Origin of the sequence: Rhodoferax sp. BLA1 (assembly GCF_013416775.1) — a bacterium.
In the GTDB taxonomy this organism is placed as follows: Bacteria; Pseudomonadota; Gammaproteobacteria; order Burkholderiales; family Burkholderiaceae_C; genus Rhodoferax.
This window is the reverse complement of sequence record NZ_SZVI01000005.1, coordinates 18,157-31,613: the sequence shown is the minus strand read 5'-3', so window position 1 is coordinate 31,613 and position 13,457 is coordinate 18,157. Positions and strand designations below refer to the sequence as shown.

The window sequence follows — 13,457 nt, the reverse complement described above, 5'->3', positions numbered from 1 at the left end:
TGCCTTGGCGGAGGCACAACCTTTAACCCAGTCCACACCATGTCTCAGTCCCAGCCTGCCAGCGCCATGACCCGGCCCAACACGCCCGAACAGCTTCGTGCCTTCTTCCAGCAACACGGTGTGCGGGACGTGGAGTGCCTGTTTGCCGACATTTCCGGTTACCCGCGTGGCAAGCTGATGCCGGCCGACCGCTTTGCTGACGGTGCCGAGTTGCGCATCTGCCAGGCGATCCCGATGCAGGCGGTCACCGGGGAATACTCCTACAACCCGGTGTTCCCCGACAGCGACCCCGATGTGCGGATGCTGCCCGACTACAACACGCTCACGCTGGCCCCCTGGGCCAGCACAGCGCGTGCGGTGGCCGTGCACGACTGTCTGGAGCTCAATGGTGAGTTGTGTACCTTTGCGCCGCGCAGCACGCTCAAGCGGGTGCTGGCGCAGTACACCGCGCTGGGGCTGACACCGGTGGTGGCGCCGGAGATCGAGTTTTACTTGACTGCAGCCAACAGCGACCCGGCGCTGGCGCTGGCGCCGCCCACCGTGCGTGGTGGCCGGGCCGAGGTGGGTCAGAGCGCCTTCAGCCTGAACATGCTCAATGAACTCGCGCCGTTCTGGGACGAATTCCGGGCTGCGTTGGTCACGCTCAACATCGACGCTGACACCTGGATCCACGAAGTCGGCCCAACGCAGTACGAGATCAACCTGATGCATGGCAACGCGGTGGCCGTGGCTGACCAAGCTTTCTTGTTCAAGTACGCCGCGCGCGAGATCGCTCTCAAACACGGGTTGAACGCGGTGTTCATGGCCAAACCGATTGCGGGCAGTTCAGGCAGCTCGATGCACTTACACACCAGTGTGCTGGATGCGGCGGGCGCCAATGTGTTTAGTCTGGCCGATGGTTCGGCCAGCCCCTTGTTTGGCCAGTTCATCGCGGGCTTGCAAACCTACGGCCCCGAGCTGATGCTGATGCTGGCACCCAACGTGAATTCCTACCGACGTTATGTGGCGGGCAGCCAGGCGCCCACCAACATGGCCTGGGGGTTTGACAACCGCACCACCGGGCTGCGTGTTCCCGCCAGCGCCCCGGTGGCGCGGCGCGTGGAGAACCGTGTGGCTGGTGCCGACGCCAACCCCTACCTGGCCATCGCGGCCACGCTGGCGGCCGGGCTGGCGGGCTTGCAGCAGCAGTTACAAGCCTCCGCGCCATTGGCCAGCAACGGATATGACGAGGCCCACGGCCTGCCACGCAGCTTGGATGAGGCACTACAAAAAATGCAGCACAGTGCCCTTGCGAAACAAGCGTTTGGGGATGATTTTGTAACAGGATATTGCGCGGTGAAGGCGCTTGAACACGAGCACTATTTGAGTGAAATCAGCGCCTGGGAGCGACGGTTTTTACTGCCACAGGTCTGAGTTCTCAGGTCAGTTAGTGCCTGGCCCAGGCACTTACGTCTGCTTACAAGCCCGTTTAAAACCGTTCCTAGAATGGTTTGATGAACAAACAAACACTTTCTTTGGGCGCCTTGCTGTGCACGTTCTCACTGTCTGCGGCGGTTTTCGCGGCAGATGTGGGGGTGTCGGTCAATGTCTCTCAACCCGGGTTTTATGGCCGCATCGATATCGGCCGGGCACCGCAACCGGTGGTGATCTACCCGCAACCGGTGGTGATTGAACACCGGGGGCCCATGGTGCGTGAGCCGATCTACCTGCGTGTGCCACCGGGGCACGAACGGCACTGGGACAAACATTGCCGCCGTTACAGCGCCTGTGGCCAGCCGGTGTACTTTGTGCAAGACCGCTGGTACCGGGATGTGTATGCACCGCACTACTACAGAGAACCACAACGGCGTTATGAAGGCCGTGACCCACGCCGGGATGGACGGTTTGACCATGGCCGACACGGCCCCCGGGATGAGCGGCGCTACAACGATTGATCAGCACATGGCACCGCCAACAAGCGGTGTTGCTTACAAGCTGCCGGTCAACTTGAAGCGTTCGGTGGCGGCCACCAGTGCGCTGGCAATCCCCGGCTCGGAAGCTGCATGGCCGGCATCGTCCACCACCTCAAACTTGGCTTGCGGCCAGGCCTGGCGCAGTTGCCAGGCGGTGCGCGGTGGGCACACCACGTCATAACGGCCCTGAATGATGACTGCAGGCAGATGCTTGATCTGGTCCATCTGGGCAATCAGCTGACCTTCTGACAAAAACATCTTGTTGCAAAAATAGTGGGCGCCCAGGCGCCCGACACCCAGGGCTACGCTGGCAGCGCTGAACATGCGGGCCACTTCAGGGCGCGGCACCAAGTGCAGGCAATTGGCCTCGTAGCGGCTCCAGGCCTGAGCAGCCCGCAGGTTCTCTGTGGGGTTGTCGCTGAACAGGCGCTTCGTATAAGCCGCCAACAAGTCGCCACGCTCGTCCTCAGGGATCTGCTTGACAAACTGGGCGTGTTCGTCTGGAAAAAATAGCGGCATACCCTGCAAAAACCAGTCGATTTCGGCCTGTGTGCCAAGGAAAATGCCGCGAAGGATAAAACCGGTGCAACGCTGGGGGTGCGCCTGCCCATAGGCCAGCGCCAGTGTGGAACCCCAGGAGCCGCCGAAGATCAGCCAGTCCTCGATGGCCAGCATCTCACGCAGTTGTTCGATGTCGTCGACCAGCAGCTGGGTGGTGTTCTGGCGCGGTTCGCCCAGCGGCGTGGATTGCCCCGAGCCACGCTGGTCAAACAGCACAATGCGGTAATACGCCGGGTCAAAAAACTGCCGATGGCTGGGCGCGGTGCCTGCGCCTGGGCCACCGTGCAAAAACAGCACCGGCACACCCTGCGGGTTGCCACTCTCTTCCCAATACAGCGTGTGCAAGTCATCGACCTGAAGTCTGCCGCTGCGATAAGGTTTCACAGGCGGAAACAAATCGGTGACGGCGTAGGAGTCAATCTTGTTATCGCGCACGTTGTGTAATTTGGATAAAGTGAAAAACGAAGTGGGTCGAAACATATCAGCGCATTGCCCTATTGTCGGGGAATCTGCTGAAAAAGTGAAACAGCTTTGTTACAGCGCCACGCACGAACTGCCGTGGGTCACGTAGTGACAAACCCCCTCGTTTTCACCCACGGGCTGGACTCAAACGCGCGCCTACAATTTGCGCCCTTTACCCTCATTCGGTGTGGCGGACCGCCGCACCGGTGGCCGCCGGAGACCCGCATGCCCCATAACAACCCCGAAGACAAGCGTGCCCAATTGCGCCGCGCAGCACTGGACTACCACCAGATGCCAACGCCGGGCAAGATCGCCATCGCTGCGACCAAACAACTGACCAACCAGCACGACCTGGCGCTGGCTTATTCACCGGGCGTGGCTGCACCCTGCGAAGAAATCGTCAAAGACCCCAACAACGTTTTTAAATACACCAGCCGTGGCAACCTGGTGGCGGTCATCACCAATGGCACGGCGGTGCTGGGTCTGGGTGACATCGGTCCGCTGGCGGCCAAGCCGGTGATGGAAGGCAAGGGCGTGCTGTTCAAGAAGTTCGCTGGCATCGACGTGTTTGACATTGAAATCAACGAAAAACACGACCTGGACAAGCTGGTGGACATCATCGCCTCGCTGGAGCCGACTTTTGGTGGCATCAATCTGGAAGACATCAAGGCACCCGACTGCTTTTATGTCGAGCGCAAGCTGCGCGAGCGCATGAAGATCCCGGTGTTCCACGATGACCAGCACGGCACGGCGATCTGCGTTGGTGCGGCGATTCTGAACGGACTCAAAGTCGCGGGTAAGGACCCGTCGCAGGTCAAGCTGGTCACCTCGGGCGCCGGTGCTGCCGCGCTGGCCTGCCTGGGACTGCTGGTCAAGCTGGGTATTGCGCGCGAAAACATCTATGTCACCGACCTGGCGGGTGTGGTGTACCAAGGCCGCACCGAGCTGATGGACGACGACAAGGCTTTTTTCGCGCAAAACACAAAGGCGCGTACCCTGGGTGAAGTGATTGAAGGTGCCGACGTGTTTCTGGGCTTGTCCGCTGGCGGCGTGCTCAAAGCCGACATGGTGCGCAAGATGGCGGTGCGCCCTCTGGTATTTGCGCTGGCCAACCCGACACCCGAAATCCTGCCCGAAGAAGTGAAAGCCGTGCGTGATGACGCGATCATTGCCACTGGACGCTCGGACTACCCCAATCAGGTCAACAACGTCCTGTGTTTCCCGTACATCTTTCGCGGCACGCTCGATGCGGGCGCCTCCACCATCACCATCGAGATGGAAATTGCTGCGGTACACGCCATTGCCGAGTTGGCGCAAGCGGAGCAAAGTGAAGTGGTGGCAGCCGCTTATGCGGGTGAAATGCTCTGTTTTGGCCCAGAGTATCTGATCCCCAAGCCGTTTGACCACAGGCTGATGATGAAGATCGCCCCTGCGGTGGCACAGGCGGCGTTTGACAGTGGTGTGGCCACACGCCCGATCCAGGATATGGCCGCCTACCGCCAGCAGCTGCAAAGTTTTGTGTATGCGTCTGGTACGGTGATGAAGCCGATCTTCACTGCCGCCAAAAAAGGTCTTAAAAAGCGCGTGGTGTATTCCGAGGGCGAGGATGAGCGGGTGCTGCGGGCCTGCCAGATTGTGGTGGACGAAGGTCTGGCGCTACCAACCCTGATTGGCCGCCCGGCGGTGATTGCCGAGCGCATCGAAAAATTTGGCCTGCGCTTGCGCGAGGGAGACGACTACGCTGTTGTCAATGTCGAAAGGGACCACCGTTACCGCGATTTTTGGCAGACCTACCACCGCATGACCGAACGCAAGGGCGTCACCGAGCAGATGGCCAAGATTGACATGCGCCGTCGCTTGAGCCTGATTGCCTCCATGCTGTTACACAAAGGTGATGTGGACGGCATGATTTGTGGCACCTGGGGCAGTTTGGCGCTGCACCTGAATTACGTGGACCAGGTGGTGGGCAAACGCGCCGGTGTGACCACCTACGCTTGTATGAATGGCTTGTTGCTGCCGGATCGCCAGATTTTTCTGGTCGACACCCACATCAACTACGACCCGAGCGCCGCCCAGTTGGCAGAAATCACCACCATGGCCGCCGAGGAAATGAAGCGTTTTGGCATCACTCCAAAAGCAGCCTTGTTGTCGCACTCTAATTTTGGGAGCAGCAACCAGCCCACAGCCGTCAAAATGCGTGACACCTTGGAGTTGTTGCGCGCCAACACCCCCTGGCTTGATGTGGACGGTGAAATGCACGGTGATCTGGCGCTGGATGGCAAGTCGCGTGCGACCCTGATGCCCAACAGCACACTGAGTGGCGATGCCAACCTGCTGGTTCTACCCAATCTGGACGCCGCCAATATTTCCTACAACCTGTTGAAAACCGCCGCAGGTGGCAACATCGCCATTGGCCCGGTGCTGCTGGGTGCGGCCAAACCCGTGCACATCCTGACCGCCAGTACCACGGTGCGTCGCATCGTCAACATGACCGCCTTGACGGTCGCGGATGCCAACGTCAGCCGGTAAAAAAACCACCAGCACAAAAATCGACGGAACAGGTCCACCGGACTGTATTCCCACACAGCCATTGCTCATTGTTTGAGCAATGGCTTGCATTTATCTGGCAAATCACCGACACTTACGCCCTTGGAAGTACGGGTTTACCCTGGGTCTATAAGGAACGCTGGTCCATGTTGCGGTTTGAAAAATTTAAGTTGGTGATCGCTGGCTTATGTTTGATCGCAGTGCTGACACCGGGCGCGACCCAAGCCAAAGCAAGCGCGCCAACAAACATCCCAGCCACCATCCGGGTGACGGAGTTGCCCCGACAAGGTGAGCAGATGTTGGCGCTGATTCAACAGGGCGGGCCGTTCGCCAGCGAGAAAGATGGCTCAGTGTTTGGCAATCGTGAGAGGTTGCTGCCACTTTTTAAACGGGGTTACTACCGGGAATACACCGTGGCAACCCCTGGGATCAGCCACCGGGGAACCCGGCGAATTGTTTGCGGTGGGCCACCGAAAACTCCTGACGTTTGTTACTACACAGCCGATCACTATGCGAGTTTTCGCAAGATCGTGCCCTGAATTTGAATTGTTACTTTGAACAGAAGAGAGAAGATGAATATGTTACTTGACCAGGCAACCCTCAAGCCGTCGGCCACATCGGCCGACGTGCCTTTGCGCGGTGTGCGGCCCAATATTGTTCAGTCCATTCGGGCATTCAGAGTGCCGGATCTGCAGGCCGCAGCGCAAGGTTTGGGGCATCACTTTCTGTATGCCAACCTGGCTAACGCCCAGAGCAAGCAGGATGTGTTGGACCTGATCAGCCAGCAATTCATGTTGACCGTGCAGGTCGGCAAAAACTTTGATTCCCTGTACGACAGCATGACCGACCCGGTCCACAAGTCGGGCCCGCAGCCTGGTTTTATCGCGGTTCTGGAACACATTCCGGCCAACGCCAAGTTTGACAAGGAAGCGCGTGAGCAGTTGCTCGACATCTTCCGCGACACCGCTGATTACTGGGGGGACAGAAAAATACCCTTCAGGTGTTTCTATTCTTTTCTGTAGCCCGTTCTGCACACACCAGCCAAGCAGAACGGGCGAACGAGGCAAACAGCGGCGTGACCACCGACAGTGGCCAAGCCGATGACGTCCTGTCGGACAACGGCGAGAAGATGCCCACTGACAAGTTGTTGGACATTTCGCCACAAGCATTGCGCATGAGCAGCCCTTTCAACGCGGGGTATTGGACAGCCAGTTAAGCGGATGTCCCGCACAAGAAAGAAGCCTGACGAGTCAGGCTTCTTTTATGCTCTGGCCACGGCCAGCGCCAGCGCGATGTAATCGTCCACCGGCACCTCTTCGGCGCGGCGCTGGACATCAAAGTCGCCCGCAAAGTTCCTGGCCTGTAGCCACTGGCCCAGGGTGTGGCGCAGCAGCTTGCGGCGCTGGCTGAAGGCCACTTGCACCAGTTCGCTGAGCAGCGCGACATTCACGGCGGCCGGATCGTCACGCGGCACCATGCGCACCACCGCACTGTCGACGCGGGGTGGCGGATCGAAACTCTCCGGTGGCACCAGCAGCACGTTGTCCATGGCGTAGCGCCACTGCAGCATGACACTCAGGCGTCCGTACGCGGCCGTCGCAGGGCGTGCCACCATGCGGTCGATCACTTCCTTTTGCAGCATGAAATGCTGGTCTTCAATCAAGTCCACATACTGCAGCAGATGGAACAGGATCGGTGTCGAGATGTTGTAAGGCAGGTTGCCGACAACTCTCAATTTAAGAGCATCAAACCCTTTGGATATAAGGGAAAAGTCGACTTTTAATACATCAGATTCAATCACCCGCAACTGCCCGTGAGCGCGCAGGCGCAGCGCCAGATCGCGGTCCAGCTCAATCACTGTGAGGACACCGAGACGTTCTACCAGAGGTTGCGTCAGCGCAGCCAAACCCGGGCCAATCTCAACCATGGCCTGGCCGGGCTTGGGATCAATGGTCTCGACGATGGCATCGATGATGCCGCCGTCGGTCAAAAAGTGCTGTCCGAAACGCTTGCGCGCGATGTGTTTCATGTGGGATGGATGGAGAAAGGGACGTGCAGGCTGGACGTCTTATTGCGGCGGCTCACGCATTTCCACATAGGCCCGGGCGCGCACGTCCTGCGCCCAGCTCAGATAGGTTTCATCGAGTTTCTTCTCGCGCAACATGGCTCGGGTGGCTTCGCGCTGCTGCTCTGGCGTCAGGCTGACTTTGCGGCGTTCCAGCAACTGGATCAGGTGCAAACCAAAACGCGACAGCAGCGGGTCACTTACCTCGCCAGGAGCCAGGCGGTTCATGGCTGCTTCAAACTCCGGCACAAACATGCCCGGGCCGGCCCAACCCAGGTCACCCCCTTGCGCGGCACTGCCATCCTGCGAGTTGTCACGCGCCAGGGTCGCAAAGTCCGCCTGCTGGGCCACCACCAGTTTTTTGAAGTCGCTGAGTTTGCGGCGCGCCTCAGCCTCACTCAGACGGGCGCTGGGTACCAGCAAAATGTGGCGTGCATGGCTTTGTGTGACGGCCATGGTGGGTGCGCCGGGGCGGACCTTTTCCACCACTTTGAGAATATGAAAACCGGCGGGCGAGCGCACCAGATCCGCCACATCACCAACCGACAGTGCCGCCGTGGCTTGAACGAACAAGTCGGGGTAGCGGTTGGTGTTACGCAGACCCAGCTGGCCGCCATTGGCCTGGTCGACCGCGTCCGAGAACTCGCGCACCAGCGCGGCAAAGTCATCACCCTTGCGAGCACGCTCTTGGGCACGTTGCGCCCGCAGCTTCAGGGCATCTACCTGCTGGGGGGTAGCCGATTCAGGCACGGCCACCAGAATCTGCGCGATATTGATCTGGGTGTCGCCGGTGGGGGCGGCACTGGTCTGGTCACGCAGGAACTGGTCGATGTCTTGCTCACTCACCCGAACGCGTGACTCCACATCGCGTTCGCGCAGGCGCTGCAACAGGATCTGATCCGACAGCTGGCCGCGAAACTGACTCACCGACTGGCCCTCGCGCACCACACGGCGGCGCAGTTCAGCCACATCCAGCTGGTTTTGCGCCGCTATCGCCAGTTCGGCTTGGTCGATGGCCGACTCTTCCACACGCAGCCCGGTGTCACGCGCGGTTTGCAACTGCGCCTTGCGGTTGATCAGTGCCTCCAGCACCTCGGGCAGCAGCAGCCCGATGTCTGGCGGCGCGCGCCGCTGTTGCAGCAGTTGCTGGTACTCACGTTGTGCCTCACGCATCACCTCGGTGTTGGTGATGGGCTCCGAGTTCACCACCGCCACGATGTAGTCGGCTTGCGCCAGGGCCGACTTGCCAGCCACCGGCGATGGCGCAGGTGTGGCATCCGGCACGCGCAGACCTTGGGCTTGCGCTTGGCACAGCACACCAAGTGCCAGCATGGCCATGGAGAGGGTCTTGAGACGGTAGGTCATGGTGGTTGGTTCAATCGTAATTGCTGAAACGGCTGGGTGAGCCCGCCGGTTGGCTCAAGCTCTGATAACCGGGGATATTGTTTCTGAGGGCCTGCAACGGGTTGACACCCAAACCGGTGAACCCAACAAATACCAACTGGAACATGATGCTCTGGTTGGCACTGCTGGTACCGGTTTGCAGCCGCTCAAACACCACGCGCCCTAGCCAGCAGCCCGCATCGTACTCAAAACCCAGCACCGCATTGACCATCTGGCCCTCGTTGATGCCGTAGTTCAGGCGTCCGACGCTGTACCAGCGGCCCGCACCGTCGCCCATGTTCTTGGCCTGGTTGCTGCTGCCCCAGAGGTCGGCCAGTGGCCACTGCCAGCTCAGGTCGATCTGTTCACTGCTGGCACGCTGAAAGCGGTAGGCAGCGTTCAAGATGCGGTAACTGCCCGGACGGTACGTGGCGTTCAAGGTGGAGCGCGAGGTGCGTTCGATGTCCGGGTTGTATTGCACGGTGCCACCAAAGTTCCAGCGCGGGTCCCAGTTGACTGAGCCACTGAGCAGCAAGTCACTGACGCGGTCGGTGGACGGCGTACCACCTGGCAAGGTCACCTTCTGATCAGCAAACAAAATCCGCTGAGCCACACCAAAACGGGCTGCCTCGGCACCGGTATCGGGGTCGAGCAGGCGGCTGGTGACACCCAGGGTCATCTGATGGCTGTCAGAAATGCGGTCGTTGCCAACAAAGGCGTTTTCCGTGTAGACGGTCGACAAATTGAAGTCATTGGCGCCGGAATCGTAGTTGGGCAGAAAACTCTGGTCACGGTACGGCGTGTGGACATAAAAGGCCCGCGGCTCCAGTGTCTGATTCAGTTTGCGGCCAAAAAACTCGGTGTCACGCTCAAACACCAGACCACTGTCCAGGCTGAAGGTGGGCAACACCCGGCTGGCCTGTTTCTGACCAGTGCTCAAGGGTGCGTCAAATTGGTATTGCGTGGCATGTAACTGCAGCTTGGGGGTGATGAACCCTTCCGGGGCGCGCCAGGAGCGGCTGACCTGCATCAAAGAAAAAAGGCGTTGTCCGTTAGTTTGATTGGATACCTTGTTATCAGATTCGAAGCGTGTGTAGTCCACATCCAGCGCCAGGTTCAGTCCCGATTCGGTTTCACTCGCGTAATGCGTGGTGAGCTGCGGCATCCGGTTGTACGGTGGCACGATGTTGGCTGCGCTGTCTGCCAGATCTTGCAGGGTTTGCCACTTGAGCACCCGCACCATGCTGGTGAAGGGACCATTGCTCCAGGACAACTGGGCATCGTTGGCTAGCAAACGCTGGGTGTTGGCGGCCAACAGCGCCGCGTCATTGACCGACAGCAGGCCGGTGCTGACATTGGATCGGGTGAAGTCTTTCCAATAGTTGTCGTCACTGACGCGGTTCAGGTTCAGGTTCAGGTTGAAACCGTCATCGGTCCAGTCACTGTCTATCTTGGCCTGATGGTTGGCATTCAAACTCCAGCGGCTGCGGTCGCGCAAATCGTCGGTGCCCATCCAGTCCACTTTGGCCGTGCCGGTGTAGGTCGGCTCCAGGTAGCGGAATTCGGTGCCGAGGTTGAGCCCGCGCTTGGTCATCAGGGTAGGGGTGATGGTGGCGTCCCGGTTTGGCGCAATGTTCCAGTAATAGGGCTGTGCCAACTCAAAACCGTTGACGTTGCCCAGGCCGATGGTGGGTGGCAACAAGCCCGACTTGCGCTGGTCACTCAGCGGAAAGGTGACGTACGGGATCGGCAGCACGGGCACACCTTTGAAACTCAAGACCGCATTCTCAGCGGTGCCGACGTCTTCGGCGTTGTCGATGCCGATCCGGCTGGCCTTCAAGATCCAGGCAGGCAGCCAGTCCGGGCCACCGTTGCGTTTGCAGGTGGTGAAGGTGGCGTTGTGGATGACGGCCCGCTGGTCATCAAGAAAGTTCACCCGGTCAGCCTGGCCGTGGCCGTCATTCTTGAGGAAATGGTAGGTGGGGGTGTTGAAAAAACCTTCAAACGCATCCACCCGCAGTTCCAGTAGCGGCCCCTCGAAAATATTGCCGGAGCGGTTGATGCGCACATGACCGGTCGCACGCGCCAGATCGGTTGGCTGGTTGTATTCCAGCCGGTCAGCCTTGATCACCATGTCGGCCTTGCGCAGCATGGCATGGCCCTCCACCACGGTTTCCAGATCGGTGCGACCGGAGATGGTGTCACCCGAGACAAAACTGGGTAACAGGCTGCGCGTCAGCGGGCTGATCGACTCCTCAAGCTTGGCACTGTTCCTGAGTTGCAGCAGCTCGGTGGGGACCTCATCCTGCGCCAGCACCAGCGCCGGTGCCAGCAAACCACCGACCACACACAAGCCCAGCTCGCGCCAACGGCCACCATCTGCCCGAAAGAAGGGGTCAAGCATCAGAAAGAACATCGGGCGAGGCATCAGAGGCCATGTTGGATTAAAGAGGGACAAAAAGGCGGTCAGTAGAATGGATTATCCATGAGCCAAGCCAACCCCACCCCACTGATTCCTAGCCCCATCGTCTGGACCGACGCGCAGCGCGCCACGCAGTTTGAGCGATGGTTGAGTACAACCGCCGCAGAGCACGGTTTGCAGCCGGACAGTTTGCGTCTGGCCAGTGCTGACGCCAGCTTCCGGCGCTATTTCCGCATAGACAGCCGTTCAGGCAGTCGCATCATCATGGATGCCCCGCCCGAGCGCGAAAACTGCCAGCCCTTTGTCCAGGTAGCGCAGCTGATGCACGATGCTGGCCTGCACGCGCCTGAGGTGCTGGCCTGGGATGAGCTCCAAGGCTTCATGCTGCTGAGTGATCTGGGTGGCCAGACCATGATGCAGGTCATGGATAAGACCCACCCGCAGGCCAATCTGCCGCTGTACCTGCAGGCGGTGGACGCGTTGATCACCTGGCAACTGGCTTCCAAACCCGGTGTGCTGCCGCCTTACGACGAAGCTCTGCTCCGGCGCGAGCTGGAACTGTTTCCCGACTGGTACCTGGTGCAGCACAAGGGTGTGGCCATCGATCAGGGCATGCGTTTCACGCTGGACAACACGTTCAAACAGATCATTGCCACCAACCTGGCGCAACCCAGCGTGTTTGTGCACCGGGATTTCATGCCGAGAAATCTGATGGCCCCCACCCTTGTCGCTGCGCGTACTGCGTTGCCCCCCGAGGGAGCCGTTTCGCCTTGGGGCGGCCCGGCGGCGAAACCTCTGATGGCCCCTGCCAGCCCTGGCGCTCAGTTAGGTGTGCTGGACTTCCAGGACGCGGTCTACGGCCCAATCACCTACGACATTGCCAGCCTGATGCGGGATGCCTTCCTGAGCTGGGAAGAGGATTTTTGTCTGGACGTGACGGTGCGTTATTGGGAAAAAGCACGCAAGGTCGGCTTGCCGGTGGGCGACGACTTTGGTGAGTTTTACCGTGGTGTCGAGTGGATGGGCCTGCAGCGCCACCTCAAAGTGGCCGGCATCTTTGCCCGCCTGACGCTGCGCGACGGCAAGCCGCAGTACCTGGCCGACACCCCCCGTTTTATCCAGTACATCCGCAGCACCTGCGCCCGTTACCGCGAACTCAAACCGCTGCTGCGGCTGATTGACAAAGTCGAAGGCTTTGTGGAGCCCGATGTTTTTGGTTTTGGGCGTCAAGCATAAAATCATGCTCTGGCCCTTTTATAACAAGGGCTATAAGCTATTTAATTGATAGTTATTAAAGTCATTCATGCCACGTTTTTACTGCCCGACTCCCCTCCACTCTGGCGCTTTGCTGGAGCTGCCTGCGGGCGCGGCACGCCATGTGCAGGTGTTGCGGCTGCAGCCGGGGGACGGCATCACGCTATTCACCGGTGACAGCTCGGGGGAATACAGTGCCAGCGTGACCCAGATGGGCCGCAGCCATGTGCAGGTGCAGGTGGGCGACTATCTGGCCACCCAACGCGAGCCCGCCTTGCGTGTGCATCTGGTGGTGGGCATGCCCGCCAACGAACGCATGGACTGGCTCGTGGAAAAAGCCACCGAACTCGGTGTGGCCAGCATCCAGCCGCTGATGACCGAACGCAGCGTGCTGCGCCTGAGTGGTGAGCGTGCCGACAAAAAGGTGGCGCACTGGCACAGCGTGGCGGTGGCCGCCTGTGAGCAATGTGGTGGCAACCGGGTGCCGGTGGTCCACCCGGTGGCAACGCTGGCGCAGTGGCTCCCAAGCCATACCGAGCGTGTTGCCGCAGCCCCCGCTGCAGACCAGCCGCTCGGGCTGCTGTTGTCCTTGGCTGCTGGTGCGCGGGCGGTGGGTGAGGCCGTGGCTACGCGCCTGACCCAGAGCGACAGTTCACCCGACATCCACTTTCTGTCCGGCCCCGAGGGTGGCTTGAGCCCGGCCGAAGAGGCCGCCGCCCTGCGGGCAGGTCTGAACCCGGTGACCCTGGGCCCGCGGGTGTTACGCGCCGAAACCGCCGCGCTGGCCGCGTTGAGCGCCTTGCTGGTGTAG

At 60.1% G+C, this 13,457-nt stretch carries 12 protein-coding genes; 8 read left to right on the top strand and 4 right to left on the bottom strand.

What is annotated here, in order from left to right:
- The first annotated feature begins 39 nt into the window (after positions 1-39).
- Both FDG13_RS05795 and FDG13_RS05790 read left to right on the top strand, forming a co-directional pair.
- The gene (locus FDG13_RS05795) at positions 40-1,413 is read left to right on the top strand and encodes a glutamine synthetase family protein (protein WP_218942638.1); all 1,374 of its coding nucleotides are present in this window, start codon (positions 40-42) and stop codon (positions 1,411-1,413) included.
- A gap of 80 nt (positions 1,414-1,493) precedes the next feature.
- On the top strand, positions 1,494-1,934 hold the full coding sequence (locus FDG13_RS05790) for a hypothetical protein (RefSeq protein ID WP_218942637.1): 441 nt from the start codon (positions 1,494-1,496) through the stop codon (positions 1,932-1,934).
- 33 nt (positions 1,935-1,967) lie between these two features.
- Here FDG13_RS05790 and pip read toward each other — a convergent pair whose 3' ends face one another.
- Entirely contained in the window at positions 1,968-2,993 is a 1,026-nt protein-coding gene (gene pip, locus FDG13_RS05785; protein ID WP_180125869.1) for a prolyl aminopeptidase, read from the bottom strand.
- 207 nt (positions 2,994-3,200) lie between these two features.
- On the opposite strand from pip, the gene FDG13_RS05780 reads away from it, so the two are divergent.
- From FDG13_RS05780 to FDG13_RS21015, 4 genes are all read left to right on the top strand, one after another.
- Positions 3,201-5,504 carry an NADP-dependent malic enzyme gene (locus FDG13_RS05780; protein ID WP_180125868.1) on the top strand — a complete coding sequence of 768 codons (2,304 nt, stop codon included), beginning with the start codon at positions 3,201-3,203 and terminating at the stop codon, positions 5,502-5,504.
- Between the two features lie 164 nt (positions 5,505-5,668).
- Positions 5,669-6,061: a ribonuclease domain-containing protein gene (locus tag FDG13_RS05775; RefSeq protein WP_180125867.1), complete on the top strand. Its 393-nt coding sequence runs from the start codon at positions 5,669-5,671 to the stop codon at positions 6,059-6,061.
- A gap of 33 nt (positions 6,062-6,094) precedes the next feature.
- Positions 6,095-6,544: a barstar family protein gene (locus FDG13_RS05770; RefSeq protein ID WP_255435119.1), complete on the top strand. Its 450-nt coding sequence runs from the start codon at positions 6,095-6,097 to the stop codon at positions 6,542-6,544.
- Between the two features lie 53 nt (positions 6,545-6,597).
- Positions 6,598-6,738 (top strand): hypothetical protein, encoded by a 141-nt coding sequence (locus tag FDG13_RS21015; protein ID WP_180125846.1) that lies wholly within the window; start codon positions 6,598-6,600, stop codon positions 6,736-6,738.
- Positions 6,739-6,783: 45 nt separating this feature from the next.
- Here FDG13_RS21015 and rsmA read toward each other — a convergent pair whose 3' ends face one another.
- Genes rsmA through FDG13_RS05750 form a run of 3 tightly spaced genes read right to left on the bottom strand, consistent with a single transcriptional unit; the run spans position 6,784 to position 11,374 of the window.
- Entirely contained in the window at positions 6,784-7,551 is a 768-nt protein-coding gene (gene rsmA, locus FDG13_RS05760; protein ID WP_180125866.1) for a 16S rRNA (adenine(1518)-N(6)/adenine(1519)-N(6))-dimethyltransferase RsmA, read from the bottom strand.
- Between the two features lie 39 nt (positions 7,552-7,590).
- Complete coding sequence (locus tag FDG13_RS05755; protein ID WP_180125865.1) at positions 7,591-8,952, bottom strand: peptidylprolyl isomerase; 1,362 nt, start codon at positions 8,950-8,952, stop codon at positions 7,591-7,593.
- A gap of 10 nt (positions 8,953-8,962) precedes the next feature.
- A complete protein-coding gene (locus FDG13_RS05750; RefSeq protein WP_255435118.1) occupies positions 8,963-11,374 on the bottom strand; it encodes an LPS-assembly protein LptD in 2,412 nt (803 codons plus the stop codon).
- Between the two features lie 81 nt (positions 11,375-11,455).
- Between FDG13_RS05750 and FDG13_RS05745 the strand changes: the two genes are divergently transcribed.
- Together FDG13_RS05745 and FDG13_RS05740 are read left to right on the top strand one after the other, a co-directional pair.
- Positions 11,456-12,628 carry an aminoglycoside phosphotransferase family protein gene (locus tag FDG13_RS05745; RefSeq protein ID WP_180125863.1) on the top strand — a complete coding sequence of 391 codons (1,173 nt, stop codon included), beginning with the start codon at positions 11,456-11,458 and terminating at the stop codon, positions 12,626-12,628.
- Positions 12,629-12,695: 67 nt separating this feature from the next.
- Complete coding sequence (locus FDG13_RS05740) at positions 12,696-13,457, top strand: 16S rRNA (uracil(1498)-N(3))-methyltransferase (protein ID WP_180125862.1); 762 nt, start codon at positions 12,696-12,698, stop codon at positions 13,455-13,457.

Bases quoted from the DNA above. Each gene is read 5' to 3' on its own strand.
- FDG13_RS05795 (WP_218942638.1), top strand. From the start codon at position 40: ATGTCTCAGTCCCAGCCTGCCAGCGCCATGACCCGGCCCAACACGCCC.
- FDG13_RS05790 (WP_218942637.1), top strand. From the start codon at position 1,494: ATGAACAAACAAACACTTTCTTTGGGCGCCTTGCTGTGCACGTTCTCA.
- pip (WP_180125869.1), bottom strand. From the start codon at position 2,993: ATGTTTCGACCCACTTCGTTTTTCACTTTATCCAAATTACACAACGTG.
- FDG13_RS05780 (WP_180125868.1), top strand. From the start codon at position 3,201: ATGCCCCATAACAACCCCGAAGACAAGCGTGCCCAATTGCGCCGCGCA.
- FDG13_RS05775 (WP_180125867.1), top strand. From the start codon at position 5,669: ATGTTGCGGTTTGAAAAATTTAAGTTGGTGATCGCTGGCTTATGTTTG.
- FDG13_RS05770 (WP_255435119.1), top strand. From the start codon at position 6,095: ATGAATATGTTACTTGACCAGGCAACCCTCAAGCCGTCGGCCACATCG.
- rsmA (WP_180125866.1), bottom strand. From the start codon at position 7,551: ATGAAACACATCGCGCGCAAGCGTTTCGGACAGCACTTTTTGACCGAC.
- FDG13_RS05755 (WP_180125865.1), bottom strand. From the start codon at position 8,952: ATGACCTACCGTCTCAAGACCCTCTCCATGGCCATGCTGGCACTTGGT.
- FDG13_RS05750 (WP_255435118.1), bottom strand. From the start codon at position 11,374: ATGCTTGACCCCTTCTTTCGGGCAGATGGTGGCCGTTGGCGCGAGCTG.
- FDG13_RS05745 (WP_180125863.1), top strand. From the start codon at position 11,456: ATGAGCCAAGCCAACCCCACCCCACTGATTCCTAGCCCCATCGTCTGG.
- FDG13_RS05740 (WP_180125862.1), top strand. From the start codon at position 12,696: ATGCCACGTTTTTACTGCCCGACTCCCCTCCACTCTGGCGCTTTGCTG.